Here is a 25,124-nt window from a genome sequence, read left to right as displayed (position 1 = left end):
CCCGGAAAACCCGGTTTCATCGACACAAATTGCTACGGTGGGGTGACACTGCGCCAGCAAACTGTGGTGTGCTGGCTGGCACGCACATCCGCATGGCAATTGCCACCCTCGGCGGATGCGCACGTGTGGGGAGGGCGTGTGGGAACGGAATCCAACCGCCGGTGGGAGTCCGGCACGCTGGCGCACGGGGTGTCCGATCCGTTCGGCCAGGGCCCGTTGCCGTGGCTGCGCAGCCCCGACCACTACCTGGCGGACGGCGAGGGCGCGGTGCCCTGGTACGTGAGCGTGGACGCCCCGGGGCAGCGGCCGCTGGAAGGCGCGGCCCGGCCGCCGCGGCCCGCCGTGAGCGGCCCGCGCAACTCCGACGACGTGCGGCAGCAGATCAAGGGCTTCGCCTCGGCGGGCGTGGCGCGCCCCGGCGGCTCGGTGGACTTCCGGGTGACGGTCAACCCGCCGCAGGAGTTCCAGGTCGACGTCTACCGGATCGGCCACGACGGCGGCGACGGCGCCCGGCAGGTCGCCTCCAGCCCGCTGATCGCCGGGCTTGCCCAGCACGCCCCGATGGTCGCCGACCGCACCGTCTCCTGCCACCACTGGTGGCAGTCCTGGCGGCTGCAGGTCCCCAACGACTGGCGGCCCGGCGCGTACGTGGCGGTGCTGACCACCGCCGACGGCGGGCACCGCAGCCACATCCCGTTCACCGTCCGGGACTTCGACCCGGCGGACCTGCTGCTGGTGCTGCCGGACGTGACCTGGCAGGCGTACAACCTGTTCCCGGAGGACGGGCACCTCGGGGCCAGCCTGTACCACGCGTGGGACACGTCCGGGCGGCTGGTCCACGAGGAGCAGGCGGCGGTCACCGTCTCCTTCGACCGGCCGCACGCCGGGGCCGGGCTGCCGCTGCACGTCGGCCACGCGTACGACTTCATCCGGTGGGCCGAGCGGTACGGCTACGACCTGGGCTACGCCACCGCGACCGACCTGCACGCCGGGCTGGTCGACGCCGACCGGTACAAGGCACTGGTGTTCCCCGGCCACGACGAGTACTGGTCGGAGCCGATGCGGCGGGCCGTCGAGCGGGCCCGGGACGGCGGCACCTCGCTGGTGTTCCTGTCCGCCAACTCGCTGTACTGGCGGGTCGAGCTGACGGCCGGCGCGAACGGCGAGCCGTCCCGGCTGCTGAACTGCCGCAAACGGCAGAAGGTCGCCGCCGACCACCCCGCCGCCGGGTCGGCGGGCGCGGCCAGCGCGCTGTGGCGGGACGCGGGGGAGCCCGAGCAGCACCTGCTGGGCATCCAGTACGCGGGCAGCGTGCCCGCGCCGGTGCCGCTGGTGGCCCGGAACACCGCGCACTGGCTGTGGCAAGGCACCGGCCTCGCCGAGGGCGAGGAGCTGCCCGGCCTGGTCGCCGGAGAGGCCGACCGGTACTACCCGAAGGTCGCACTGCCCGTCTGCACCGAGCGCACCCTGCTGGCGCACTCCCCGTACCGGGACGCGGCCGGGCGGCTCACCCACCAGGAGACCTCGCTGTACCGGGCGCCCAGCGGGGCGTACGTGTTCGCGTCCGGCACGTTCGCCTGGTCGCCGGCGCTGGACCGGCCCGGGCACACCGACGAGCGGATCCAGCGGGCCACCGCCAACCTGCTCGACCAGCTGTGCAAGGAGGGGCGCACCGGGCCCTGACCTGGTGCTTGTGCTCACCCGGCCCGGTGCTCGTGCTGTGCTGACTCTGCGGGCGAGGCGGGGGCGCACCGGCCCCTGATCCGGCGCCCATGAAAGACTCGCGGCAGAGCCCCCCAGCTGTGAGGACTGACTGACCGTGAGCGGATTCGTCACCAAGCCCGAGCCGGTCCAGGTGCCCGGCCTGGTCCACCTGCACACCGGCAAGGTGCGCGACCTGTACCGGGACGGCAACGGCAACCTGGTGATGGTGGCCAGCGACCGCACCTCCGCCTACGACTGGGTGCTGCCCAACGAGATCCCGGACAAGGGCCGGATCCTCACCCAGCTGTCGCTGTGGTGGTTCGAGCGGATCGCCGACCTGGTGCCCAACCACGTGATCTCCACCGAGCTGCCCGCGGGCGCCCCCGCCGACTGGGCCGGCCGCACCCTGATCTGCCGCAGCCTGGAGATGGCGCCGGTGGAGTGCGTGGCCCGCGGCTACCTGGCGGGCTCCGGCCTGGAGGAGTACCGGGTCTCCCGCACGGTGTGCGGCATCGCGCTGCCCGAGGGCCTGGACAACGGCTCCGAGCTGCCCGCGCCGATCTACACCCCGGCGCTGAAGGCCGAGGTCGGCGAGCACGACGAGAACGTCTCCTACGAGGAGACCGCCCACCGGGTCGGCGCCGACCTCGCCGCCACCCTGCGGCAGACCACCCTCGCGGTGTACTCCCGGGCCCGCGAGATCGCCCGCGACCGCGGCCTGATCCTCGCCGACACCAAGTTCGAGTTCGGCCTACTGGACGGCGAACTGGTCATCGGCGACGAGGTGCTGACCCCCGACTCGTCCCGCTACTGGCCCGCCGACGAGTGGCAGCCCGGCCGCGACCAGCCGTCTTTCGACAAGCAGATCATCCGCGACTGGCTGACCTCGCCGGCCTCCGGCTGGGACCGCAAGAGCGACAACCCGCCGCCGGCGCTGCCCGCCGAGATCGTCGAGCACACCCGGCAGCGCTACATCGACGCGTACGAGAAGCTCACCGGGCTCAGCTGGAAGTGACGCCGGACGGATCGCCCGGGAGCACGGCCCGTCACAGCCAGCCGTGCTCGCGGGCGATCCGCACCGCCGCGTGCCGGTTCTCCGCACCCAGCTTGCCCGCCGCCGAGGACAGGTAGTTGCGCACCGTGCCCTGCGACAGCGACGCCCGATCGGCGATCTCGGCGATCGAGGAGCCGTCCGCGGCCAGTTCCAGCACGTCCGTCTCGCGCGGCGTCAGCGGGGAGTCGCCCGCGCTGATCGCCTCCGCGGCCAGCTCCGGGTCGACGTAGCGGCCGCCCGCCCGGACGGTGCGGATGATGCCCGCCAGGTCGGAGGCGGAGACGGTCTTCGGCAGGAAGCCGCGCACCCCGACCTCCAGGGCCCGCTTCAGGTAGCCCGGGCGGCCGTGCCCGGTCACGATCATCACTCGGCAGTCCGGCAGCCGGTGCCGCAGCTCGGCGGCCACCTCCAGGCCGTCCAGGCCCGGCATCTGGAGATCCAGCACGGCCACGTCCGGGCGGTGCGCGGCGGCCATCGCCAGCGCCTCCGGACCGGACGCCGCCTCGGCGACCACCGTCAGGTCGTCCTCCAGCGCCAGCAGCGCCGCCAGCGCCCCCCGGATCAGATGTTCGTCGTCGGCGAGCAGTACCCGCACCCGGTCCGTCACGCAGCAGACTCCCTTGCTGTCATCGGTAGTTCGGCGGTCACCAGGAACCGCCCGGGGCCGGGGCCGGCCGCCGTCAGGGTGCCGCCGTGGGCGGCCAGTCGCTCGCGCAGACCGCGCAGGCCGCTGCCCGTGCCCTCGGTGCGGGCCGGCGGGACGGCGGGCACCCCGTCGTTCTCCACCTCCAGCACCGCGGCGCCGTCCGCGACCCGCAGCCGGAACGAGCATTTGGCGGCCTCGGAGTGGCGCAGCACGTTGGTCGCCGCCTCCCGCACCACCCAGCCGAGCACCGACTGCGCCTCGGCCGGCAGCACGTCCGCGCCCGCCAGTTCGGTCCGGCAGTCGACGTTCGCGGCGCGCAGCACCGAGGCCGCGCCGATCAGTTCGGTGTGCAGCTCGACGGTGCGGTAGCCGCGCACCACCTCGCGGACCTCGCGCTGCGAGTCCTGGGCGATCCGCTGCACCTCGGTCATCTGGTCCACCGCCTCCGGGCGCTGACGGCGGGCCAGCTGCACGGCCAGTTCGCTCTTCAGCGCGATGGTGGCCAGGTTGCGGCCCAGGATGTCGTGCAGGTCGCGGGAGAACCGCAGCCGCTCCTCGGCGACCGCCAGCCGGGCCTGGGTCTCCCGGGCCCCGTCGAGCTCCCAGACCACCTTCGCCATCCAGGCCGAGCAGCGGGCGGCGAGCGCGGCCATCGTCGCGCCGAGCAGGCTCCCGAAGAGGATGCCGACCACCGTGCCCGGCCGGGTGCCCGCCAGCGCCGGCGGCACGGTCAGCAGGGCCACCAGGGCGACGCCGCCCAGCAGAGCCCGGCGGGTCGGCAGGGCCACCGCCGCCGCGGTGATCCAGCAGGTCGCCGCCATGGTGGCCAGCACCCCGGGGGCGGCCGAGGTGGGCGGCTCGCCCGGCACGTCCGGCGGCCCCAGTAGCAGCACCGCCAGCGCCAGGCCCGCCGACACCGCCGCCGCCAGCGCCGCCCAGCCGTACGGGTGCGGGCGACGGCCGAGGTACGCGGCCAGGCCGGTGCGGAACAGGACGATGTTCAGCGCCCCCGCCGCCAGCAGGCCGAGCACCAGCAGCCGGAAACCGGCCGGCGGCTCGTCGTTCCGGGCGGCGGCGGCCACCGAGGCGAGCGCCAGCACCGGCTGGGCCACCGCCACGATGTACAGCGACCACCGCACGTACAGCTCGATGCGCTGTGGTTTCGACAGTGCCTGCCAGCGGCGGATCGGTCGTGGCCTGCTCATCCGCACGGCGTGGTTTCCTCTTTCCCGACGTTCCGACGTTCCGACTGTCCGACGTTCCGGCTGTCCGACGGCTCCGCCGAATCTATCGGCGCGGCTCCCAGCGGAACCACCGGCGGGCCGCCCAGGCCGCCACGCCCGTCCACGCCACGGCCAGCAGCAGCGGCACCGCGCCCTGACCCCACGACCCGGCGAAGTCCTCGGCCGGGCCGGAGCCGTCGGTGCCGAACCAGCCGATCCGCAGCAGTTGCAGCGCCGGGGTGGTCGGCAGCAGGCGGCAGACGTTCGCCACCGAGTCCGGCAGCGACTCCAGCGGGATCATCAGACCGGAGCCGAGCTGCGCCACCAGCAGCAGCGGCAGGGTGGTGATGCCGGCGGTCTCCACGGTCTTGGTGAAGGCGCTGGACAGCGCGGCCAGCGCGGTCAACAGGGCCGCCGTCAGCGCCAGTCCGGCCAGCAGCAGCAGCGGGTTCACCGGGGCGGGCAGGTCGAGCAGCAGCGCGCCGCCGACGCCCAGCAGCAGGCACTGGGCGAGCGCCAGTCCGACCGCCGGGGCGGCGGTGCCGAGCAGGATCTCGGCGTCGGTGGCCTCGCCGGTGCGCAGCCGCTTCAGCACCAGGTCGGTGCGGCGGGCGGTGTAGGCCGAGGTCAGGTTGCAGTAGATGACGATCAGCAGCACGACGCCCATCGAGCCGGCCACCAGGTTGGCGTTCACGTCCAGGCCGGGGGTGTGCTCGGCGGCCTTGCCGAGCACCGAGCGGAGCGTGCCGACCAGGATCAGCGGCAGCGCCAGGGCCATGAACATCGCGGTGCGGTTGCGGCGCAGCAGGGTCGCCTCGGCGCGGCCGAGGGCGAGCAGGCGTCCGGTGGGGGTGGTCGCGGCGGTCATGCGGCACGTCCGATCTGCGGCAAGGTGGCCGCGTCGGACGCGGCGATGGCGAGGAAGGCCTCTTCCAGCGAGGCGCTGCGGGCGTCCAGCCGGCCCAGGGCGACCCGGTGGCGGGCGGCCCAGCCGAGCAGTTCGGTCAGGGTGCCCTGCAGGTCGGTGGTGTGCAGGGTGATCCGGCGGCCGTCGATGGTCGGCTCGGCGCCGGGCAGGGCCGGCAGGTCGAGTGCGGCGTGCGGGCCGGAGCGCTCGGGCAGTTCGAAGCCGATCCGGGCGGGGTGGTCGGCCAGCACCTCGTCGACGGTGCCGCCGACCACCACCCGGCCGCCGTGCATGATCGCCAGCCGGTCGGCGAGCTCCTCGGCCTCCTCCAGGTAGTGCGTGGTGAGCAGCACGGTGGTGCCGGCCGCGCGCAGGTCGCGGATCAGCCGCCACACCGAGGCGCGGGCCTCCGGGTCCAGGCCGGTGGAGGGCTCGTCCAGGAACAGCACCTCGGGGCGGCCGAGCAGGGCCATCGCCAGGTCGAGGCGGCGGCGCTCGCCGCCGGACAGCTGCTTGACCCGCACCGAGCGCCGGGGCAGCAGGCCCACCAGGTCGAGCGCCTCGTCCACGGTGCGGGCGTCGGTGGTCAGGCCGTTCCAGCAGCGGCCGGTCTCGGCGACGGTCAGTTCGCCGGGGAAGCCGCCCTCCTGCAGCATGATGCCGATCCGCGGGCGGAGCGCGGCCCGCTCCCGGGCCGGGTCCAGGCCGAGCACCCGGACCTCGCCGGCGCTCGGCGCGGCCAGGCCCTCCAGCACCTCCATGGTGGAGGTCTTGCCGGCGCCGTTGGTGCCGAGCAGCGCGAACAGCTCGCCGGGGGCGACGCTGAGGTCCAGGCCGCGGACGGCCTCGAAGCCGGCGGCGCCGGACGGTCCGTAGCGGCGGTGCAGGCCGCGGGCCTCGACGGCGGGGCGGGGACGGCTGGTGTCGGTCATGGCTCCAGCCTTCCGCCGGGCCGGGCCGTCCAGTAGTGCGGACCGTCACCGGGCGCCGGTGGAGTTGCACGGGTCGGCGATGACAAATGTCATCGGGTGCAAGGTCGCCGCGTACGTCGCGTCCGGGGAGGGCCGGAAACGCCGAAGGCCCCCTCGGTCGAGGGGGCCTTCGGAACTGGAGCGGACGACGAGATTCGAACTCGCGACCCTCACCTTGGCAAGGTGATGCTCTACCAACTGAGCCACGTCCGCATGATATTGAATTGTTACAGCCTGTAACGCTAGCTGCGAGCGGACGACGAGATTCGAACTCGCGACCCTCACCTTGGCAAGGTGATGCTCTACCAACTGAGCCACGTCCGCACGGCGCCTGGGCACCGGCCGCCCCGCTCGGGTTTCCCCGGTTGCGGCGACGAGAAGAACTCTACAACATCAATCGGCCTGCTCGCCCCATCCTTCCCCGGCGGCGTGGCCGGGGAAGGGCCGGCGGCCCGCAACGGGCCGCCGGGGAGGGTCAGTTGTTCTCGGAGAACGCCTCGTACACGTGCTTCGGGATGCGGCCGCGGGCGGGCAGCTCCATTCCGTTCGACTGCGCCCAGGCGCGCACCGCGGCCGGGTCCGGGGTGAGCGCGGTGCGGCGGAAGGACTTTCCGCTGCGGCTCTGCCGGCGGCCGGCGGCGACGAACGGGGCGAGAGCCTCCCGAAGCTTTTCCGCGTTGTCGGCGGACAGGTCGATCTCGTACGACTTCCCGTCCACGCCGAAGTGGACGGTTTCCGCGGCGGCGCCGCCGTCCAGGTCGTCGGAGAGCGTGACGACTACACGCTGAGCCATGGGTGTCAATCCTCTCGGGCAATTCGGCCGGCGGAGCTCTCGGATGCCCCGTCGGTCCTTGGGCCGGGATCACGGCATCCGTCGGCGGGCAGGGGGAGCCCACGCCGAGATGCGGCGCGTTCGGCTGCCGGTCGCCCTATTCTGCACCCGGAACCTGCTGAAATCGAAGAGTTCGGGATTCCTTTTTTCCGGATATTCACGGGGTTCCCTCGGATGCCGATACGGCCCCGTTACAGACGGGATTAAACCGACGAAATGGGATGCCGACAGGGGCTCGGACAGCCCGGTGCGCGGGCCCCGGGGCCTTGATACGTAAGGGGCATTGGTCTACGCGCGTTGCCGCAGGTGGGCCGCAAGACGGTCGTCCGGCACCGGTTAGGCTGAAGGTCCCCCGCCTGAACGCAATCACCACCGGGAGTGCCAGTGGCACGCGTCGTAGTCGACGTCATGCTCAAGCCGGAGATCCTCGACCCGCAGGGACAGGCGGTGCAGCGTGCACTGCCCCGTCTCGGATTCGCCGGGATCGCCGACGTCCGCCAGGGCAAGCGTTTCGAACTGGAGCTGGAAGGGCCGGTCGACGACGCCGCGCTCGCCCGCATCCGTGAGGCCGCCGAGACGTTCCTCGCCAACACCGTGATCGAGGACTTCACCGTCCGCGTCGAGGAGGAGGGCAAGTGACCACCCGCGTCGGCGTTGTCACTTTCCCCGGTTCCCTCGACGACCGCGACGCCCAGCGCGCGGTCCGCCTGGCCGGCGCCGAGCCGGTCGCCCTCTGGCACCGTGACAAGGATCTCCACCAGGTCGACGCGGTCGTCCTGCCCGGCGGATTCTCCTACGGCGACTACCTCCGCTGCGGTGCCATCTCCCGCTTCTCCCCGGTGATGGACACCATCATCGAGCAGGCGAAGCTCGGAATGCCGGTCCTCGGTATCTGCAACGGCTTCCAGGTGCTGTGCGAATCGCACCTGCTGCCCGGCGCGCTCACCCGGAACGACTCGCTGCACTTCATCTGCCGCGACCAGAAGCTCCGCATCGAGAACGCCGACACCGCCTGGACCCGGGATTACTCGGCCGGCCAGGAAATCGTCGTTCCGCTGAAGAACGGCGAAGGCCGGTTCGTCGCCGACGAGCACGTCCTCGACGAACTCGAGGGCGAGGGCCGCATCGTGGCCCGGTACCTCGATGTGAACCCGAACGGTTCGTACCGCGACATCGCCGGCATCACCAACGCCGCCGGCAATGTCGTCGGCCTGATGCCGCACCCGGAGCACGCCGTGGAGCCGCTCACCGGTCCGACCACCGAGGGCCTGGGCTTCTTCACTTCCGTCCTGAAGCAGCTGGTGAACGCCTGATGAGCCTCGACACCGTCAAGAACGCCGAGCAGACCCCGGAATCCGCCCAGCCCTGGGCCGAGCTCGGCCTCAAGGAGGACGAGTACGCCCGGATCCGCGAGATCCTCGGCCGCCGCCCGACCGGCGCCGAGCTGGCCATGTACTCGGTGATGTGGTCGGAGCACTGCTCGTACAAGAGCTCCAAGGTCCACCTGAAGCAGTTCGGCGAGAAGGCCCCGGAGAACGACGCGATGCTCGTCGGCATCGGCGAGAACGCCGGTGTGGTCGACGTCGGCCAGGGCTACGCGGTCACCTTCAAGGTCGAGTCGCACAACCACCCGTCGTACATCGAGCCCTACCAGGGCGCGGCCACCGGCATCGGCGGCATCGTGCGCGACATCCTGGCGATGGGCGCCCGCCCGGTCGCCGTGATGGACCCGCTGCGCTTCGGTGCGGCCGACCACCCGGACACCCGGCGCGTGCTGCCCGGGATCGTCGCGGGCATCGGCGGCTACGGCAACTGCCTGGGCCTGCCGAACATCGGCGGCGAGGTCGTCTTCGACTCCTGCTACCAGGGCAACCCGCTGGTCAACGCGCTGTGCGTCGGCGTGATGAAGCACGAGGACATCCACCTCGCGAAGGCCTCCGGCCCCGGCAACAAGGTCATCCTGTACGGAGCCCGCACCGGCGGCGACGGCATCGGCGGCGTCTCGGTGCTGGCCTCGGAGACCTTCGACGCGACCGGCCCGGCCAAGCGCCCGGCCGTCCAGGTCGGCGACCCGTTCCAGGAGAAGCTGCTCATCGAGTGCACCCTGGAGATCTTCAAGGAAGACCTGGTCGCGGGCATCCAGGACCTCGGCGGCGCCGGCCTGTCCTGCGCCACCTCGGAGCTGGCCTCGGCCGGCACCGGCGGCATGCGGATCGAGCTGGACACCGTGCCGCTGCGCGACCACACGCTCTCGCCGGAGGAAATCCTCATGAGCGAGTCGCAGGAGCGCATGTGCGCCATCGTCGAGCCCGGCAAGGTCGACCGCTTCCTGGAGATCTGCGAGAAGTGGGACGTCATCGCCACCGTCATCGGTGAGGTGACCGACGGCGAGCGCCTGGAGATCTTCTGGCACGGTGAGCTGGTGGTCGACGTGCCGCCGCGCACCGTCGCCCACGAGGGCCCGACCTACCAGCGCCCGTACGCCCGCCCGTCCTGGCAGGACGCCCTGCAGGCCGACGCCCCGACCGCCGAGCGGCTCGCCCGCCCGACGACCGGCGACGAGCTGAAGGACACCCTGCTGAAGGTCGCGGGTTCGCCGAACCAGGCCTCCAAGGCGTGGATCACCGACCAGTACGACCGCTACGTGCTGGGCAACACGGTGCTCGCCACCCCCGAGGACTCCGGCATGATCCGGATCGACGAGGAGACCAACCTCGGCGTCTCGGTCGCCACCGACGGCAACGGCCGCTACGCCAAGCTGGACCCGTACACCGGCGCCCAGCTGGCCCTGGCCGAGGCGTACCGCAACGTCGCGGCCGGCGGCGCCAAGCCGCTCGCGGTCTCCGACTGCCTCAACTTCGGCTCCCCCGAGGACCCGGACGTGATGTGGCAGTTCGCCGAGGCCACCCGCGGCCTGGCCGACGCCTGCCAGGTGCTCGGCACCCCGGTCACCGGCGGCAACGTCTCGCTGTACAACCAGACCGGCGACGTCGCCATCCACCCGACCCCCGTGGTCGCGGTGCTCGGCGTCATCGACGACGTCACCCGGCGCACCCCGGTCGGCTTCGCCGAAGAGGGCCAGCTGCTCTATCTGCTCGGCGACACCGCCGACGAGCTGGGCGGCTCCGCCTGGTCGCAGGTCGTGCACAACCACCTCGGCGGCCTGCCGCCCAAGGTGGACCTGCAGCGCGAGAAGCTGCTGGGCGAGATCCTGATCGCCGCGTCCCGCGACGGCATGATCGACGCCGCCCACGACCTCTCCGACGGCGGCCTCGCGCAGGCCCTGGTGGAGAGCTGCCTCAAGGGCGGCAAGGGCGCCCGCGTGGTCGTGCCCGAGGGCCTCGACCCGTTCGTGTTCCTGTTCTCCGAGTCCGCCGGTCGCGCCGTGGTGGCCGTCCCGCGCAGCGAGGAGCTCCGGTTCAACGACATGTGCGGCGCCCGCGGCCTGCCCGTCGCCCGGATCGGCGTGGTGGACGGTGAGGCGCTGGAGGTCCAGGGCCAGTTCACCGTCACCCTGGCCGAGCTCCGGGACGCCCACACCGGCGTCATCGAGGCGCTGCTCGCCTGACGGACCGTCAACGACGGGCGGCCGATTCCGGTGATTTCCGGGTCGGCCGCCCGTCGGCGTTTTGTACGCTGCGGGCATGCCCACCGTGAAGCCCCGAACCTACGACCCGGTGAAGGTGCGCGCCGCACTCACCGGGCAGCTCGACGCGATCGCCGCCGCCGTCCGGGAGCTGGACGACGAACAGCTCGCCCTGCCGACCCGGCTGGGGGACTGGCGGGTGCGTGAACTCGTCGCCCACCTCGGCATGGTGGCCAGCTGGGTGCCGCTGCACCTGCACGACCCGCTGCCGCCGCAGGCCCCGATCACGCCGCTGTACTGGGCCGCGAAGACCCGCACCGCAGCCGCTGCGATCAACTCCACGGCGGTGGAGCTGGTGGCCGAGCAGTTCGCCGGGGACGCCGCCCAGGTCTCGGGCGAACTCGACCGGCAGATCGGCGAGTTGTGGAAGGCCCTGGACAGTGCGGACGGGCAGCGGCCCGGGCGGGTGATCCCGATGCGCTTCGGCCCGATGCTGCTGGCCGACTTCCTGGTCACCCGGCTGGTGGAGACCGTGGTGCACGCCGACGACCTGGCGGACGCGCTGGGCGTCGACGCCTTCCCGCACGACCGCTTCGCGCTGGCCTCCGCGACCCGGCTGCTGGCCGACGCCTTCGCCGCCCAAGTGCCGGGAGGGGCAGTCGAGTTGCGGATCCCGCCGTTCGCCGTGGTGCAGGCCGTCGAGGGCCCCCGGCACACCCGGGGCACCCCGCCGAACGTGGTCGAGACCGACCCGCTGAGCTGGATCCGGCTGGCCACCGGCCGGCTCGCCTGGGCCGACGCGCTGGACGCTGCGCTCACCGCGAGCGGCGAGCGCAGCGACCTCTCCGGCCACCTGCCCGTCCTGGGCTGAAGGCGGCTCAGCCCTCGGTCAGCGCGGCGGCCAACTCGCGGATGCCCGCGTCGCGTTCGGCCGCCGTGTCGCCGTAGTCGTAGCTGTGGGTGAACTCGGCGTTCGGGAACGCCCGGGCCATCCACATCGCGCAGTAGTGGCCGGGCATGGTGCAGGCCTGCAGCTCGGTGTAGACCTCGACCACGTCGTCCGGGTCGAGGCCGCCCGCGGACAACCGGTGCCAGAGCGCCTCCTCGGCGTGCAGGGCGAGCGAGCCGTCGGCGGTGACGATCTGCGGCTCGCCGCCCTGGCCGCGGACCTTGAACGCCGCGTAGCCCGGGACGCCGCGGGTGTGCCGGATGTCCTCCAGGACCCGGGGCCACCACTGCTCGTCGCTCTCGAAGGCGCGCAGGTCGGTGCTGCGCATCCGGCTCTCCGCCGCCGAGAACAGCTGGAACACCTCGTCCGGGCGCTCGGCGGCGGCCAGCGCCCGCAGGTTCTCGTCCAGCGTGCAGAGGTTGTCGAGGAACGCGCCGAGCGAGACGTCGACCGGGACGGACGGCCCCTGGAAGGCCAGGTACACCGCCCAGACCCGGCCGGCGCCGTCCACGCACAGCTCGGCCCCGCGGTCGTTGCCCAGCCGCGCCCAGTCCGCTTCCGGCCGCCCGTCCGCGGACAGGCCGACCTCGCGGGCCCAGTCGGCGAGCCGGAGCGGCCGGCCGGGGGCGGCGGCGAAGTACGGCCCGACCTGGAGCGGCAGCCCGGCGCCGGTGAGCAGCGCCACCGCCTCGGCGGAGGCCGCGGTGGCGGCGAGGGCGGCGGGGTCGGGACGGTACAGGCCGGCCGGCCCGAAGCGGTCGAGCAGGCGCTGGGTGAGTTCGGTGGTCATCGGGACTCCGTCGGTCGGATCAGTAGCCGTAGCGGTGGTGCTGGAGGATCGAGTCCTCGTCCACGGTCAGTAGCCGTGCTCGAAGTCGTGCATGATGTCCTGCCAGACCGGCTGGTCGAGCAGTCCGGGTTCGACGGCGCGCAGTTTCGCGGCCAGACCGGCGACGATGTCCTCCAGGGCCGGCTGCCCGGCGAAGAACTCGGGGTCCACGTCCTCCTCGTCGACGTCGTCGAGGAACGCGGGGTGCAGCTCGGCGAACTCCGGCAGGTGGGAGCGGCACCAGTCGATGGTGTCCGGGTCCATCTGGTCGACCATGACGGTCAGTTCCAGTCCGCCGAAGGCGAGTTGGCAGCGCGCCAGGGAGTGCAGGCTGCGGTGGGCGGGCCGGCCGTCGACGGTCGGCGGCCGGTTCGCGCCGAGGGCGTACACCTCCCCGGTGGCGCCGTCGAGCGCGAAGACGCCCGAGCCGTAGTGGCCGACCACCACCATGCCGGCGCCGTCGTTCGGCAGCCCGGGCCAGTCGTGGGCGGGGCCCTGCGGCCCGCACTCCTCGGCCAGCGCGCGCAGCGCCGGTTCGAGGAGCCGGACCATCGTGCCGGGTGCGGCGATCAGGCCGACCTCGCCGAGGTAGGCCCGGGCGCCCGGGTCGGTGACGACGGCGGGCAGCTCCGCGTCGGGGACGCGGAGCAGGCCGTCGGCGCCGTAGACCTGTTCCAACTCGGCGCGGCTGACCGGGCGAACCGGGGGCAAGGAGGCAGCGGACGTCATGCCGTCAGCCTAGCCGGGCGCCGGGCGCCCGGAACGTCTAGAAGATCTGCTTCCGGCGCTGTTTGAGGCGGCCCAGGTACTCCGTGTGCGGCGTGTGGTCGTCGGAGTAGTCGAAGCTGTGGCTGACGTCCGTGAGGTGCGGGAACGTCTTGTGCAGCCAGGAGCCGCAGTTGGATCTCGGCTGGTCGCAGGGGGCCCGCTCGGTGTACAGGGCACGGATGTTGGGGCCCTGGAGCTTCTCCAGGATGGGGGCGGCGATGCGCTGCTCGGAGTGCGCCTGGTTCAGGAAGTCGCTGCGGGCGACCAGGATGAAGTTCCGCTGCCCGTCCTGGTAGTGGAGCGCCGCGTAGTTGCTCCGGGCCCGGTTGGCGGGGTTCTTGGGGGTGATGCCGCGGCCGAAGTCCTTCTCCGCGTACCTGGCCCGCTGGGTGGCCCGGGCCAGCTCGGTGCCGCCGTCGCGGACCTTGCGGGAGTGCACCGCCGGATCGCCGACCGGCGGGATCTTCGACTGGTCGGGGCGGAACCGCGGGTGCTTGCCGTTCGGGAGGAAGTGGTTGATCCCGCTGGGGTCGTTCGGGTCGACCTTGGTCTTGGTCCCGTCGGCGTGGAGGTGGTGCAGGTCGCCGCGGTGGTCCAGCAGGAACACCGGGGTGGTGTCGTGGTTCTTGAGGATCTTCTTGTAGTCGTCGGCGAGCTTCTGCTCCAGCTGGCGGTGGTTCGCGTTCATCTTCTGCAGGCCGCTGGAGACGTCCTTGGCGTGGTTGGCCAGGCTGTCCAGGGCGGTCTCGATCGCGCCGAGCGCCTTGTCCGCCATGTTGGAGACGATCTGGCCCAGCTTGTCGCCGCCGCGTCCGCTGACCGCCCGGGTGCGGGCGCGGGTGGTGGTGGTGTGGTGCTGCCGCATGGTGTCGAAGTGCTTGTCGAACTGCCGGGCCAGGGTCTCGGCGGCGTCGTAGTCGTGCTTGACGGTGTCGCTCATCGCCCGCTCCGCTGGGTCGTGGCCGGCCGGCCGCCGTTCTGCACGGCGCCGGTGACGGTGTTCTCGGCGAACTGCTCCGCCGTGCCGAGCGGGTTGGCGGCGTAGCCCTTGACCTGGTCGACGGACTGCTGGACGCCGTCCTTGAAGCCGTCCTTGCCGGCGCCCGCGGCCTCGCCCCAGTCGATGCCCTTCTGCGCGCCGAGGGCGTTGCGGGCGAGCTGGACGACCAGGTCCTGGGCGATGTTGCCGAGGGCGGCGAAGACCGGGCCCTCGACCAACTGGAGCAGCTGGGAGAGCAGTTGCTGCTCGGCTTCCTTGAGCAGCCGCTTGACGATCATTCGGGTGGCCTGGGTGGCGCCGAGCGCGCCGGCCTCGGAGAGCCCGAAGGTGAACGGGGCGGCCGCCTGGGCCGCGATCACTTCGGTGGCCAGCACCACGAGTTGGGCCACGGCGGCGAGCTTCGCGCCGGTGATCACCAGGGCGGCGCCGTCCAGCCCGGTGGCGAACAGCCGGATCGCCTCGGCGACCTGCGGCATGTGGGTGTCGGCCACCTTGCTCCAGTGCGCCTGGAACGCCTCGGCCCCGGCGCCCGCGCTGATGCCGAGGAAGTCCTGGGCGGCGGCGGAGATGTAGTCACGGTCCGCGACCAGGCTGCCGGCGAGATCGCGGAGTTCACTCGCCATCTCGCGGTATTCGTCCTCGTCGACGTTCGGCCAATTGATGCCGATCAGGTCCAGGACCCAGACCAGTTCGCCCGGCAGTACCACGCCCATTTCCGCGCATCCCTCCCCCGAATATCGTTGCAACGACTATCGAATGACCGATGACGGTCGGTCAACTCCCGGTCCGGTCCCGGTCTGGTCCCGGTATGCGATCGGTAGGCTTCGACCGGCCAGCCGTCCGGAAGCGAGGGGTAGGGCATGGAGACGGAATCACGGACACCGCCACTGCGTGCCGGACGCCGACCGGCCGGGACGGCACTACTCGGCTGGCTCGCCGACCCGCGGGCGCCGCGGCTGTGCCTGGTGTCCGGTCGCCCGGGCGCCGGGAAGACCCACCTGCTCGGCTGGCTGCTCGCCCAGGGAACCGCTCCCGACACCCCGGCCGAGCGGCGCGTCCACGCGGCCCTGCCGTCCGCCGGGCTGGACGCCCGCGGCGCGCTGTGGCTGCTCGGCAGCCAACTCGGCATCACCGCCCGGACGGTGCCGGAACTGCTGGCCGCACTCGCCGCGGACGACCGGCGCACCGTCGTCTGCGTCCCCGAGCTCGACCGGGCCGCCGACCCCGCCCGGCTGGTCGCCGAACTCCTCGACCCGATGCTCGAACTGCCGCACCTGAGACTGGTCGTGGAGGCCGCCGCGGGCACGGGGTTCGCGAACCTTCCGGCCCCCGCGGTGCTGGACCTCGACGATCCGGCCTGGACCGACCGGGGCCGCTTCGACGCCTGGTGCGCCGAGCAGGGCCACGACCCGGGCGGCTACCCCAGCCCCGGCCGGGCCGCCGGAGCCGTCCCGCCGCCCCCGGCGGCCGCACCCGAACTGATCGCCCGGGTGCCGCGCGGCGCCGACGGGGCACTCGACCTGGCCGCCGCGGACGAGGACCTGCTCAGCGACCTGTGGGTGGCCGCCGCCCGGGCGGGCGACCTGGGCCCGCTCGCCACCGACCCGATGCTCTACGCGCTGGCCCGGCCGACCAGCGTCACCACCGCACTCGACGGGCGCACCGACCCGCTCGCCACCGCCTGGTCGACGGTCGGACCGGCGCTGGTCGACATCCCCGACGCACCGGGCCGCGCCCACCTGCTGCGCGCCCGGCTGCTCGGCACCGACCCGGCCGCCGCCGCCCGGCTCGCCGACGCCCCGAGCCGCTGGTCCGCGCGGTGGGCCCGCTGGGAGCCGGGCGCGGCCGCCGCGACCGTCCAGGGCGGGCACTGGCTGGTCGCCGACCGCAACGGCGCCATCCGCCGACTGGCGGCCTCCGACGGTTCGACGGTCGGCCTGGCGCCCGTCGACGAACCGCGCCCGCTGCTGGCGATCACCGTCACGGCCGGCGGCAGCCTGGTCCTGCTCGACACCTGGTCGGGCACCGAGATCCTCGCCCCCGCCGCTCCCGCTCCCGGGCTCGAACCGTACGCCCTGGACGAGGAGCTGGCCCGGCTCCGCGCCGCCGCCGGCCCGCTCACCGCCCTCGCCGCCGCCCCGCTACTGCTCGCCGCCGCACCCGCGGTGGGCGACGCGGACGGGGCCGTCCACTGGTCCGGGGACGGCGGTGTGCGCAGTGCCGCCCTGCACACCGGGCCGGTCACCGCCCTGGCCGCGCACGCCCTCGGCACCGGCCAGGACGCCTTCCCGCTGCTCGCGAGCGGTGGCTACGACGGGGCGGTGCGCCTGTGGGGGCCGGACGACGAGCCGATGCCCGGGCCCGCCGACCGCCGGCCCGCCCCGGTCACCGCCCTCGCCCTGGCCTCGGGTCCGGACGGTCTGCTGCTCGCCACCGCCTGGTCGGACGGCCTGGTCCGGGTCCGCCGCCCCGAACTGTCCGTCCCCCCGGTCGAGTTGCGTCTCGGATCGGACATCCGGACGCTCGGCTTCGCGGACGGCGCCCTGCTGGTCGGCCTCTCCGACGGCCTGCTCGCGGTCGACCTGCTGCCCGGGTGAGCCGCGCCCGGCCGGTCAGGGGACGGAAGGCCCGCTGAGGTAGCTGCCGTTGGCGTCGTACGGCCAGGCGTTGGCGGTGCAGCCCTTGAGGCCGTAGATCTGCTGCATCATCGCCGGCGCGGGCTTGCCCGGCCCCGGGCAGTCCTCGTGCCCGTGGCCGATCCGGTGGCCGACCTCGTGGTTGACGATCAGCGCCCGGTAGTCGTCCAGGCTGCCGTCGAACTGGGGCGAACCGGTCAGCCAGCGCTTGGAGTTGACCACCACCTGCTTGCCGACGTCGCAGTTCACCTCGCCCTTGGTGTTCAGGCCGCCCGCACCGCAGATCCGGTCGGTGGTGTCGGGCGAGGCGATCTTGACCGTGAAGTCGTAGCTGCCGGAGGAGACCAGCTTGAAGCTGTTGCGCCGGTCGGCGATCCAGCTGCGCTTGTCGGACAGCACCGCCTGGATCGCGGCGGCGGCGGCCTTCGGGTCGATCTTGATGCCGTCCTCGACCTCGACCTGGTAGCGGCGCACCGTGCCGCCGGTGCCGACCGTGCCGCCGGACGCGGCGGCGACGGTGAAACTGCCGCTGCCGTGCTGGACGACCTCCTGGGCGTTCGGCGGCGGCGTGCTCGGCGGCGGGCTCTGTGCCGGAGCGCTCGGCGGCGGCGGCGCGCTCTCCTCGGCCCGGGCGGGCTCGGGGGATTCGCTGACCGGGGCGGGTCGGGCCTGCGCGGTGGCCTCGGCCTCCGGCGACGCCGCGCCGGTCGCGTGGAGCCAGCTGAACCCGGCCGTGCCGAGCACCACCAGCGCCGCGGTGCCGCCCAGCGTCGTGGCCAGCCGACGGCGGCGCATCCTGGCGCGGCGTAGGGCGGCCCTGCTGAGTGACCTGCGACGGGCTGCGGGCATCTGGTTTCCCTCGGGACGGCGACATGGCGATCCGTGCGTCCCGGTGACCCGTTCGCACGAATGTGCTGCATCGGGAACATACGCGGTATGGCCGCGATTGGTTCCCCGGGGCCGGACCGCAACCGTGGATCCGGGCCCTGTGGGCGCTCCGGCACCGCGCCCAGCGGCTCCCCGGCCGGCACCCGGGCGCCCGACCGCAGTCGACGTCGCGCCGGGCGGCAGTGCTCACCGGCGGAGGCTGCGTCCCGGTGCAGCAAGGGAGTTGACGGGCGGGCAGAACGCCGTCGGCGCCCCGACCCCGGGTGGGGTGGGGCGCCGACGGTCGGTGGTCACTGCTTGAGTTCGGCGTACGCCTCGGCGCTGCTGTCCTTCAGGAACTGCCAGCAGCGGGCCTCCTCCTCGGTCTCGCCGATCGAGCCGGCGGCCCGGGCGAGCGCGGCCAGGCAGCGCAGGAAGCCGCGGTTGCCGCGGTGCTCCCACGGGACCGGGCCGTGCCCGCGCCAGCCGTTGCGGCGCAGCGCGTCCAGGCCGCGGTGGTAGCCGGTGCGGGCGTACGCGTAGGACTCGACGGTGCGGCCGGCCGCGAACGAGTCGTCCGCGAGCATCGCCCAGGCCAGGCAGAACGCCGGGTACTCGGCCGCCACCTGGGTCGGGGACGCGGACTCCTCGGCCAGCATCCGGTAGGGCTGCTCCTCCTCGGGCAGGAGGGTCGGCTCGGGCCCGTCGAGCAGGTTCTTGTGCATCTCCATGGTGTGCCAGTCTGCCACCCGTACCCGGCGGGTCAACCGTGTCCGCCGCCCGCGGGGAAAACGACGGGCGCCCCGCACCCTGGCGGGTACGGGGCGCCGTTCGTGCGGTGGTTACTTCATCCGCTTGCCGGCCGAGCGCAGCTGCTGCGCGGCCTCCAGCACGCGGGCGGCCATGCCGGCCTCGGCCAGCTTGCCCCAGGTGCGCGGGTCGTAGGTGTTCTTCTTGCCGACCTCGCCGTCGACCTTCAGCACACCGTCGTAGTTGCGGAACATGTGGTCCACGACGGGGCGGGTGAAGGCGTACTGGGTGTCGGTGTCGAGGTTCATCTTGACCACGCCGTTCTCCAGCGCCGTCCGGATCTCCTCCGCGGTGGAGCCGGAGCCGCCGTGGAAGACGAAGTCGAACGGGTCCTGCTTGCCGTACTGCTTGCCGATCTCGGCCTGCAGGTCGGCCAGCAGCTCCGGACGGAGCACCACGTTGCCGGGCTTGTACACGCCGTGCACGTTGCCGAACGAGGCGGCCAGCAGGTAGCGGCCCTTCTCGCCCAGGCCGAGCGCCTCGGCGGTGCGCACCGCGTCGTTCACGGTGGTGTACAGCTCGTCGTTGATCTCGTGCGAGACGCCGTCCTCCTCGCCGCCGGTCGGGGTGATCTCGACCTCGAGGATGATCTTCGCGGCGGCGGCCTGGGCCAGCAGCTCCTGGCCGATGGCCAGGTTGTCGGCCAGGGTCTCGGCCGAGCCGTCCCACATGTGCGACTGGAACAGCGGGTTCTCGCCGCGGGCGACGCGCTCGGCGGAGATCGCCAGCAGCGGGCGGACGTAGCCGTCCAGCTTGTCCTTCGGGCAGTGGTCGGTGTGCAGGGCCACGGTGACGTCGTACTTGGCCGCGACGATGTGCGCGAACTCGGCCAGCGCGACGGCGCCGGTCACCATGTCCTTGTTGTGCTGGCCACCCAGGAACTCCGCACCACCGGTGGAGATCTGGATGATGCCGTCGCTCTCGGCCTCGGCGAAACCGCGCAGCGCGGCGTGCAGGGTCTGCGACGAGGTGACATTGATGGCCGGGTAGGCGAACTTGCCCGCCTTGGCCCGGTCGAGCATCTCGTTGTAGGCCTCGGGAGTTGCGATGGGCATGCGAATCCGCTCCTGTCGGTGTGGGGCGATCGGACGACGCTGTCCGAAGGCTCGATACGCCTGTGGTTCACGACGGATGCGGTACGAGCTGAGGGTGGTTGCTCGACCGCGGGCCGGACACCTCGGTCATCTTCCCAGACTCGCCCCACGGACACACCCAGCGGCCCGCCACTTGGGACGGCCGCTCCGAAGGGCGCTCGGGAACGGGCTCCGCGGGCCGCCGGTTGAGGCTTCGCAAGGAGAGTCGGGCTATCCTGCGCGCGTGGAACACATCCAGCTCGCCGTCAACGTCCTTGACGCCAAATCGCTCGTCGCCTCCGTCGGCGCCATCGGGATCCTGGCGATCATCTTCGCCGAGACCGGCCTGCTGGTCGGGTTCTTCTTCCCCGGTGACTCGATGCTCATCCTGGCCGGTGTCGCCGCCTCCAGCGCCGCCCCCGCGGTGCTCGGCGACGGCGCCCAGATGAACATCGGCATGCTGCTGGTCGGCGCGCCGCTCTGCGCGATCGCCGGAGCCCAGCTCGGCCACCTGCTCGGCCGCAAGGTCGGCCCGAAGATGTTCGACAGGCCGAACTCGAAGATCTTCCGGCCCGAGTACGTGGAGAAGGCCGAGGAGTACTTCGAGAAGTTCGGCCCGGCGAAGGCCGTGGTGCTGGCCCGCTTCATCCCGATCGTGCGGACCTTCCTCAACCCGGTCGCCGGCACCCTGCAGATGCCCGCCAAGACCTTCCTGCTGTGGAACGTCGTCGGCGGTGTGCTGTGGACCGAGTCCATGCTGCTGATCGGCTACTTCACCGGCGACCAGCTCGCCCCGGTGATCGACAAGTACCTGCTGCCCGCGATGGCGCTGATCATCCTGATCTCGATCTCGCCGATCATCGTCGAGGTGATGCGCGAGCGGAAGAAGAAGAAGGCCGCCGCGGGCACCGCCGACGCCGCCGAGTCGGTCGCCGCCGGCCGCCACCGCAAGCACTGAGTCCGCACCGCGCGACGCGAGAGGCCCCGACCGGTCCGGTCGGGGCCTCTCGCATGTTCCACGTGGAACCGGCCGCGTGCGGGCCGGCCCCGGGGCTCACAGGCCCAGGTCGTCCAGGGTGTACGCGGTGATGTACGGCAGACCGGTCTCCGCGATCGCCGGGGCCGCGCCGCGCTCCACGATCACCGCGACGCCGACCACCTCGGCGCCCGCCTCGCGCAGCGCCTCCACCGCGGTCAGCACCGAACCGCCGGTGGTCGAGGTGTCCTCCACCGCCAGCACCCGGCGGCCCTTGACGTCCGGGCCCTCGATCCGGCGCTGCAGGCCGTGCGCCTTGCCCGCCTTGCGGACCACGAAGGCGTCCAGCTTGCGGCCGCGGGCCGCCGCCGCGTGCAGCATCGCCGCGGCCACCGGGTCGGCGCCCAGGGTCAGGCCGCCCACCGCGTCGAACTCCAGGTCCGCGGCCGCGTCCAGCATCACCTTGCCGACCAGCGGGGCCGCCTCCGCGTCCAGGGTGATCCGGCGGAGGTCGACGTAGTAGTCGGCCTCCCGGCCCGAGGAGAGGGTGACCTTGCCGTGCACGACGGCCTTGTCCTTGATCTGCGCCAGCAGGGCGTCCCGGTCGTTGCTCATGGTCAGCGATTTTACGGGCCGCCCGGCCCGGTCAGCGCCGCCGCAGCGCCCGGACCAGCACCACCGCGCCGCCGAGCAGCGCCACACCGCCGCCGATCACCCACGGCAGCGCGCTGCGCTCGCCGCCCGCACCCGGCAGCAGGGCCGGCTCGCCGCCCCAGCGGGTGGCCGCCCGGGCCCGCGCGCTGTGCGCCGGCGGGGCGGGCGCGTACCGGCCGTGCGGCGGGGCGTGGTCGACCTCCTCCGCGGAGCGGCCGACGATGCTGCGCCGCACCGGCGCGCTCTCCTGCTCGAACGCCGAATCCGGGCGCGGCACCGGCACCGGCTCCGGCAGGTCGTCCTCGCCGAACGCGATCAGGTCCGACAGGTCGTCGTCCAGGTCCGGCCCCTGCGCCCGCTCGTCCAGGAACACCACGGTCGCGCCGTCCGTCGGGTCGTCCCCGGCGTCCTCGGCGGGCCCGGACAGCTCGGCCACCAGGGCCGCCACCGCCCGGTCGATCAGCCGGCGGCCGGCCGTCTCCAGCACCGGGCCGTCGAAGCCCGCCAGCCGGCCGGAGGCGGTCAGCGCGGTCGTGAAGCACACCGCGGTCTCGCCCGGCTGCTCCCGCAGGGTGATCCGCAGTTCGGCGGTCACCGGGGCGGCGCCGCGGATCTCCTCGCCGGTCAGCCGCAGCTCCAGCACGCCGTCCTGCCAGCCGGCCACGGACATCCGGCCGGCGAAGGTGATGGTGGAGCCGGCGATCCGGACCTTGAGCCGACTGTCCGCCGCCGAGGGGGCGGACGTGGACGCGACCGCGCTCAGCCCCGGCACGCAGCGGGCCACCAGTTCGCGGTCCACCAGCGCCTCCCGGACCACCTCGGCGGGCACCGGGACGACAACCTCATGCTCCATACCGGCGAGCCTACCGACCGGCCGCCGCCGTGCCGAGCCCCGCACCCGAAGCCGGGCCGGGAGTGCCGCGAACGGGCGCACGGCGGGCGGTCGTTCACCGGCGCGGGCCGGCCGGGCCGTCGCCGCGCCGCGAACCGCGCGCGGTGGGCTGTCGTCCGCCGGCCCGGGGCGGTGCGAGCGGCGGGCCCGTCGGGGCCGGGCCCGCCGCGGCCCGACCGGGCCGCAGGCGGTCAGGGGCCGATCAGCGAGTGCGGCGGCGGCAGCGGCGACGGCCGGTGGGCGGACAGCCGGACCGCCGTGCCGCGCAGCGCGTCGACGGTGAGCGAGCGCGGCGCGGGCGCGTCCGGCGCCAGGGTCAGCGCGGGCACGGCGTGGCCGGCCAGCAGGAACGTCGGGGCGGGCCCGGCCTGCCCGCACGCCTCGGCGGCCGGGGCGCCGCCCTGGTACGGGACGGCGTCCAGCCCGACCGCGGCCAGCCCCGCCGCGGAGCTCCACAGCACGCCGTCCGGGGCGCCGCCGCGCACCGCCAGCCGGCCGTCCGGGGCGAGCCGACGGGCGGCCAGGCCGTAGAACTCACGCGAGCGGTACTTGCCGTGCGCGGCCTCGTCGTCCAGGTCGGAGACGATCACGTCGAACTGCCCGGCGGTGCGGCGCAGCCAGCCCATCGGCTCGGCGGTCACCAGCCGCACCCGCGGGTCGTCCCAGGCGTGCTCGGTCAGCGCGTCGTAGGCGTCGTCCCGGTGGGCCAGCGCGGACAGCTCCGGGTCGCGCTCGACCACCAGCACGCTGCGCACCGCCGGGTGCCGCAGCACCTCGCGCAGCGCCAGCCCGTCGCCGCCGAGCAGCAGCACCCGGGCGCTGGGGCCGACGCCCAGCGCGGGGCGGACCAGCGCCTCGTGGTCGCGGTACTCGTCGGGGCCGCAGACCGCGAGCCGGCCGTCCAGGAAGAGCTTCAGCGGCGGCAGGGCGCGCTGCCCGGCGCCGATCGGGCCGCCGGTGAGGACGATCTCCTGGTAGCGGCTCTGCGTGACGAACCGGATCGGCCCGCCGTACAGGGCGTGCCGGGCGGCGCGCTCGATCGCGCCGGTGCAGGCGGCGGCCAGCGCGAGGACGGCGAGCACCAGCCCGCAGCCGGTCCACAGCAGCAGGCGGGCGCGCGGGGTGGGTTCGGCGCGGAACAGCCAGAGCACCACCACAGCCCCGGCGACCGCGTTGACGGCGCCGGTCACCAGCGCGCCGGCGGCCTGGCCGAGGGCGGGCAGCAGGACGAACGGGAAGGCCAGGCCGCCGATCAGCGCGCCCACGTAGTCGGCGGCGAACAGGTCGGCGACGGCCCGGCCGGCGTGCTCCCGGCGGATCCGCTGGATCAGCGTCATCAGCAACGGGATCTCGGCGCCGATCAGCAGCCCGATCAGCACGGTGGCGGCGATCAGGGCGATCAGCGTGGTGTGCGGCTGGCGGAGCCAGGCCCAGCCGCAGTACAGGGCGAGCGCGGACAGGCCGCCGGTCAGCGACAGCGCGAACTCGACCAGGGCGAAGGAGGTGGCCGGGCGGCGGGTGAGGCCCTTGGCGAGCAGCGAGCCGATGCCCATCGCGAAGACCATCACGGAGAGCACCACGGAGGTCTGGGTGACCGAGTCGCCGAGCAGGTAGCCGCCGAGCGCGACCAGTTCGAGTTCGTACACCAGGCCGCAGGCCGCGCAGACGAACGCGGCCAGCAGCACCAGGATCCGGGCCGGTCGGGCGGGCAGGGCGAGCGGTATGGCGCCGCCGGCCCGGACCGCGCCGCCGAGGCCCGCGGCGCGGGGGGCGGTGGTGGGCCGGTGTTCGGCCGTCGGCGGGAGGGCGGGGGCGTCCGGAGCCGGCTTCGCGGACCGTCCGACCGGATGGTTGATCATGAAGGGAACGCTAGGCGAGAGCCCGGGTGAATGGCTGCGCCCAATCGGGGGACTGCGTGGGGCGTCCGGTTGACGGCGGTCACCACCCCGCCTTCGGTTCCGGGGAGCGGTCGCGCCCGCCGTACCCGCCGTGCCCGCTCCGGCCGCCCGGGGCGTCGACGGTGCGGCGCAGCGACAGCGAGGAGCGGGTGCACACCAGGCGGCCCTCCTGCGGGTAGGCGTGCCAGGTGCGCCAGTGCACCCGGCGGTCCCCGCAGTGCGCGACCAGGGCGGTGAAGGCGCTCGGGTCGCCGGGGAAGATCCCGGCCAGCGCCCGCGGGTGCCCCTCGACCAGGGCCAGCAGCTCCTGGGCGCGGGCCGCGAACACGTGCGGCGGGAGCTCCTCGATCCGGGCCGCGAACTCGTACTCCCAGCCGGCCACCTGCTCGGCGACCCGGGCCGGCAGCGGGGTGCGGCGGCCGGGCAGGCAGGCCACCGTCTCCAGGCAGTCGCCCGGCCGGGCCGCCAGGACGACCTGGTGGGAGGCGCCCAGCAGCCGCAGCTGGAGGGTGCCGCCGAGGGAGTCGGACCGGCCGGTCCCGTCGTCGAGCCCGATGTCACGGACCGCCAGTGCGGGCAGCGGCTCGCCGCCCAGCTGCCAGGCCAGATCGCCGGCGCGGGTGTCCGTGTAGGAGGTCTGCAGGGTGGTGAGCATGCTCGGCTCCGCGTTTCAGCTCCGTACGCGCCCCTTCGGCCGGAGTCCACTCCTCAGTGCGTGAGAGTGTTCGAGACTGTCCGATCCGGGGCGCGGCCGACCGTGGAAGGAAGGATTCCGGCTGGAGATTCAGCAGCAGAGAAGCATGAATTCTCCGGGTCCGTCGGGGATTTACCCATGTTTGGCACTCATTC

24 protein-coding genes and 2 tRNA genes are annotated in these 25,124 nt (G+C 73.5%); 8 read left to right on the top strand and 18 right to left on the bottom strand.

The features are described 5' to 3' along the window. The first annotated feature begins 138 nt into the window (after window positions 1–138). Together ACIQF6_RS08605 and ACIQF6_RS08600 are read left to right on the top strand one after the other, a co-directional pair. A complete protein-coding gene (locus tag ACIQF6_RS08605; RefSeq protein ID WP_400891736.1) occupies window positions 139–1,683 on the top strand; it encodes a N,N-dimethylformamidase beta subunit family domain-containing protein in 1,545 nt (514 codons plus the stop codon). 136 nt (window positions 1,684–1,819) lie between these two features. After that, on the top strand, window positions 1,820–2,719 hold the full coding sequence (locus ACIQF6_RS08600) for a phosphoribosylaminoimidazolesuccinocarboxamide synthase (RefSeq protein ID WP_400891733.1): 900 nt from the start codon (window positions 1,820–1,822) through the stop codon (window positions 2,717–2,719). Window positions 2,720–2,750: 31 nt separating this feature from the next. On the opposite strand, the gene ACIQF6_RS08595 is transcribed toward ACIQF6_RS08600, so the two are convergent. The 7 genes from ACIQF6_RS08595 to ACIQF6_RS08565 form a co-directional block, all read right to left on the bottom strand. Next, window positions 2,751–3,365 (bottom strand): response regulator transcription factor, encoded by a 615-nt coding sequence (locus tag ACIQF6_RS08595; protein WP_035864327.1) that lies wholly within the window; start codon window positions 3,363–3,365, stop codon window positions 2,751–2,753. Further along, window positions 3,362–4,609, bottom strand: a complete 1,248-nt coding sequence (locus tag ACIQF6_RS08590) for a sensor histidine kinase (RefSeq protein ID WP_400891731.1) — start codon at window positions 4,607–4,609, stop codon at window positions 3,362–3,364. The genes ACIQF6_RS08595 and ACIQF6_RS08590 overlap by 4 nt, the downstream gene beginning before the upstream one ends. Before the next feature lie 82 nt (window positions 4,610–4,691). Continuing rightward, the gene (locus ACIQF6_RS08585) at window positions 4,692–5,495 is read right to left on the bottom strand and encodes an ABC transporter permease (RefSeq protein ID WP_400891728.1); all 804 of its coding nucleotides are present in this window, start codon (window positions 5,493–5,495) and stop codon (window positions 4,692–4,694) included. After that, window positions 5,492–6,466: an ABC transporter ATP-binding protein gene (locus ACIQF6_RS08580; protein WP_400891726.1), complete on the bottom strand. Its 975-nt coding sequence runs from the start codon at window positions 6,464–6,466 to the stop codon at window positions 5,492–5,494. The genes ACIQF6_RS08585 and ACIQF6_RS08580 overlap by 4 nt, the downstream gene beginning before the upstream one ends. Window positions 6,467–6,642: 176 nt before the next feature. Then, window positions 6,643–6,718 (bottom strand) — tRNA-Gly (locus ACIQF6_RS08575). Window positions 6,719–6,756: 38 nt separating this feature from the next. Then, window positions 6,757–6,829: transfer RNA gene (locus tag ACIQF6_RS08570), tRNA-Gly, on the bottom strand. Between the two features lie 151 nt (window positions 6,830–6,980). Further along, window positions 6,981–7,298, bottom strand: coding sequence for an Lsr2 family protein (locus ACIQF6_RS08565; protein ID WP_073807183.1), 318 nt, complete (start codon window positions 7,296–7,298; stop codon window positions 6,981–6,983). A 423-nt stretch (window positions 7,299–7,721) separates the two neighbouring features. On the opposite strand from ACIQF6_RS08565, the gene purS reads away from it, so the two are divergent. The 4 genes from purS to ACIQF6_RS08545 all read left to right on the top strand — a co-directional run bounded on the left by purS (window position 7,722) and on the right by ACIQF6_RS08545 (window position 11,794). Beyond that, entirely contained in the window at window positions 7,722–7,976 is a 255-nt protein-coding gene (gene purS, locus ACIQF6_RS08560) for a phosphoribosylformylglycinamidine synthase subunit PurS (RefSeq protein WP_033250393.1), read from the top strand. After that, window positions 7,973–8,650 carry a phosphoribosylformylglycinamidine synthase subunit PurQ gene (gene purQ, locus ACIQF6_RS08555; RefSeq protein WP_035864318.1) on the top strand — a complete coding sequence of 226 codons (678 nt, stop codon included), beginning with the start codon at window positions 7,973–7,975 and terminating at the stop codon, window positions 8,648–8,650. The genes purS and purQ overlap by 4 nt, the downstream gene beginning before the upstream one ends. Then, window positions 8,650–10,905: a phosphoribosylformylglycinamidine synthase subunit PurL gene (gene purL / locus ACIQF6_RS08550; protein WP_400891723.1), complete on the top strand. Its 2,256-nt coding sequence runs from the start codon at window positions 8,650–8,652 to the stop codon at window positions 10,903–10,905. The genes purQ and purL overlap by 1 nt, the downstream gene beginning before the upstream one ends. A gap of 76 nt (window positions 10,906–10,981) precedes the next feature. Beyond that, a complete protein-coding gene (locus ACIQF6_RS08545) occupies window positions 10,982–11,794 on the top strand; it encodes a sterol carrier family protein (RefSeq protein ID WP_400891721.1) in 813 nt (270 codons plus the stop codon). A gap of 7 nt (window positions 11,795–11,801) precedes the next feature. On the opposite strand, the gene ACIQF6_RS08540 is transcribed toward ACIQF6_RS08545, so the two are convergent. The 4 genes from ACIQF6_RS08540 to ACIQF6_RS08525 form a co-directional block, all read right to left on the bottom strand. After that, on the bottom strand, window positions 11,802–12,662 hold the full coding sequence (locus tag ACIQF6_RS08540; protein ID WP_400891719.1) for a nucleic acid/nucleotide deaminase domain-containing protein: 861 nt from the start codon (window positions 12,660–12,662) through the stop codon (window positions 11,802–11,804). A 66-nt stretch (window positions 12,663–12,728) separates the two neighbouring features. Further along, the gene (locus tag ACIQF6_RS08535; RefSeq protein ID WP_400891716.1) at window positions 12,729–13,430 is read right to left on the bottom strand and encodes an SUKH-4 family immunity protein; all 702 of its coding nucleotides are present in this window, start codon (window positions 13,428–13,430) and stop codon (window positions 12,729–12,731) included. A gap of 37 nt (window positions 13,431–13,467) precedes the next feature. Beyond that, entirely contained in the window at window positions 13,468–14,409 is a 942-nt protein-coding gene (locus ACIQF6_RS08530; RefSeq protein ID WP_400891713.1) for a nucleic acid/nucleotide deaminase domain-containing protein, read from the bottom strand. Continuing rightward, window positions 14,406–15,182, bottom strand: coding sequence for a hypothetical protein (locus tag ACIQF6_RS08525; protein WP_400891711.1), 777 nt, complete (start codon window positions 15,180–15,182; stop codon window positions 14,406–14,408). The genes ACIQF6_RS08530 and ACIQF6_RS08525 overlap by 4 nt, the downstream gene beginning before the upstream one ends. A gap of 147 nt (window positions 15,183–15,329) precedes the next feature. On the opposite strand from ACIQF6_RS08525, the gene ACIQF6_RS08520 reads away from it, so the two are divergent. After that, entirely contained in the window at window positions 15,330–17,066 is a 1,737-nt protein-coding gene (locus ACIQF6_RS08520; protein WP_400891709.1) for a hypothetical protein, read from the top strand. Between the two features lie 15 nt (window positions 17,067–17,081). Here ACIQF6_RS08520 and ACIQF6_RS08515 read toward each other — a convergent pair whose 3' ends face one another. The 3 genes from ACIQF6_RS08515 to fbaA all read right to left on the bottom strand — a co-directional run bounded on the left by ACIQF6_RS08515 (window position 17,082) and on the right by fbaA (window position 19,837). Continuing rightward, window positions 17,082–17,900 (bottom strand): DUF3152 domain-containing protein, encoded by an 819-nt coding sequence (locus ACIQF6_RS08515; RefSeq protein WP_400891707.1) that lies wholly within the window; start codon window positions 17,898–17,900, stop codon window positions 17,082–17,084. 383 nt (window positions 17,901–18,283) lie between these two features. Further along, window positions 18,284–18,703, bottom strand: coding sequence for a DUF3151 domain-containing protein (locus ACIQF6_RS08510; RefSeq protein WP_400891705.1), 420 nt, complete (start codon window positions 18,701–18,703; stop codon window positions 18,284–18,286). A gap of 111 nt (window positions 18,704–18,814) precedes the next feature. Beyond that, window positions 18,815–19,837, bottom strand: a complete 1,023-nt coding sequence (fbaA, locus tag ACIQF6_RS08505) for a class II fructose-bisphosphate aldolase (protein ID WP_400891703.1) — start codon at window positions 19,835–19,837, stop codon at window positions 18,815–18,817. A 262-nt stretch (window positions 19,838–20,099) separates the two neighbouring features. On the opposite strand from fbaA, the gene ACIQF6_RS08500 reads away from it, so the two are divergent. Then, window positions 20,100–20,813, top strand: a complete 714-nt coding sequence (locus tag ACIQF6_RS08500) for a DedA family protein (RefSeq protein ID WP_400891701.1) — start codon at window positions 20,100–20,102, stop codon at window positions 20,811–20,813. A gap of 96 nt (window positions 20,814–20,909) precedes the next feature. Here the strand turns inward: ACIQF6_RS08500 and pyrE are convergent, their stop codons facing one another. From pyrE to ACIQF6_RS08480, 4 genes are all read right to left on the bottom strand, one after another. Next, a complete protein-coding gene (gene pyrE, locus ACIQF6_RS08495) occupies window positions 20,910–21,446 on the bottom strand; it encodes an orotate phosphoribosyltransferase (RefSeq protein ID WP_043915296.1) in 537 nt (178 codons plus the stop codon). Window positions 21,447–21,477: 31 nt separating this feature from the next. Then, on the bottom strand, window positions 21,478–22,338 hold the full coding sequence (locus tag ACIQF6_RS08490) for a CoxG family protein (protein ID WP_400891698.1): 861 nt from the start codon (window positions 22,336–22,338) through the stop codon (window positions 21,478–21,480). Window positions 22,339–22,568: 230 nt separating this feature from the next. After that, the gene (locus ACIQF6_RS08485; RefSeq protein WP_400891696.1) at window positions 22,569–24,236 is read right to left on the bottom strand and encodes a spermidine synthase; all 1,668 of its coding nucleotides are present in this window, start codon (window positions 24,234–24,236) and stop codon (window positions 22,569–22,571) included. A gap of 79 nt (window positions 24,237–24,315) precedes the next feature. Continuing rightward, window positions 24,316–24,930: a DUF2617 family protein gene (locus tag ACIQF6_RS08480; protein ID WP_400891693.1), complete on the bottom strand. Its 615-nt coding sequence runs from the start codon at window positions 24,928–24,930 to the stop codon at window positions 24,316–24,318. Window positions 24,931–25,124 lie beyond the last annotated feature (194 nt).

The sequence above is a fragment of the Kitasatospora sp. NPDC092948 genome (assembly GCF_044754805.1).
Classification (GTDB): Bacteria; Actinomycetota; Actinomycetes; order Streptomycetales; family Streptomycetaceae; genus Kitasatospora.
The sequence above is the reverse complement of the archived record's forward strand: the minus strand, read 5'-3'. Positions and strand labels throughout refer to the sequence as shown.

Excerpts from the sequence above, each read along its gene's own strand:
- ACIQF6_RS08590 (WP_400891731.1), bottom strand. The coding sequence starts at position 4,609 with ATGAGCAGGCCACGACCGATCCGCCGCTGGCAGGCACTGTCGAAACCA.
- ACIQF6_RS08585 (WP_400891728.1), bottom strand. The coding sequence starts at position 5,495 with ATGACCGCCGCGACCACCCCCACCGGACGCCTGCTCGCCCTCGGCCGC.
- ACIQF6_RS08580 (WP_400891726.1), bottom strand. The coding sequence starts at position 6,466 with ATGACCGACACCAGCCGTCCCCGCCCCGCCGTCGAGGCCCGCGGCCTG.
- ACIQF6_RS08565 (WP_073807183.1), bottom strand. The coding sequence starts at position 7,298 with ATGGCTCAGCGTGTAGTCGTCACGCTCTCCGACGACCTGGACGGCGGC.
- purL (WP_400891723.1), top strand. The coding sequence starts at position 8,650 with ATGAGCCTCGACACCGTCAAGAACGCCGAGCAGACCCCGGAATCCGCC.
- ACIQF6_RS08545 (WP_400891721.1), top strand. The coding sequence starts at position 10,982 with ATGCCCACCGTGAAGCCCCGAACCTACGACCCGGTGAAGGTGCGCGCC.
- ACIQF6_RS08540 (WP_400891719.1), bottom strand. The coding sequence starts at position 12,662 with ATGACCACCGAACTCACCCAGCGCCTGCTCGACCGCTTCGGGCCGGCC.
- ACIQF6_RS08535 (WP_400891716.1), bottom strand. The coding sequence starts at position 13,430 with ATGACGTCCGCTGCCTCCTTGCCCCCGGTTCGCCCGGTCAGCCGCGCC.
- ACIQF6_RS08530 (WP_400891713.1), bottom strand. The coding sequence starts at position 14,409 with ATGAGCGACACCGTCAAGCACGACTACGACGCCGCCGAGACCCTGGCC.
- ACIQF6_RS08525 (WP_400891711.1), bottom strand. The coding sequence starts at position 15,182 with ATGGGCGTGGTACTGCCGGGCGAACTGGTCTGGGTCCTGGACCTGATC.
- ACIQF6_RS08520 (WP_400891709.1), top strand. The coding sequence starts at position 15,330 with ATGGAGACGGAATCACGGACACCGCCACTGCGTGCCGGACGCCGACCG.
- ACIQF6_RS08515 (WP_400891707.1), bottom strand. The coding sequence starts at position 17,900 with ATGCGCCGCCGTCGGCTGGCCACGACGCTGGGCGGCACCGCGGCGCTG.
- ACIQF6_RS08510 (WP_400891705.1), bottom strand. The coding sequence starts at position 18,703 with ATGGAGATGCACAAGAACCTGCTCGACGGGCCCGAGCCGACCCTCCTG.
- fbaA (WP_400891703.1), bottom strand. The coding sequence starts at position 19,837 with ATGCCCATCGCAACTCCCGAGGCCTACAACGAGATGCTCGACCGGGCC.
- pyrE (WP_043915296.1), bottom strand. The coding sequence starts at position 21,446 with ATGAGCAACGACCGGGACGCCCTGCTGGCGCAGATCAAGGACAAGGCC.
- ACIQF6_RS08490 (WP_400891698.1), bottom strand. The coding sequence starts at position 22,338 with ATGGAGCATGAGGTTGTCGTCCCGGTGCCCGCCGAGGTGGTCCGGGAG.
- ACIQF6_RS08485 (WP_400891696.1), bottom strand. The coding sequence starts at position 24,236 with ATGATCAACCATCCGGTCGGACGGTCCGCGAAGCCGGCTCCGGACGCC.
- ACIQF6_RS08480 (WP_400891693.1), bottom strand. The coding sequence starts at position 24,930 with ATGCTCACCACCCTGCAGACCTCCTACACGGACACCCGCGCCGGCGAT.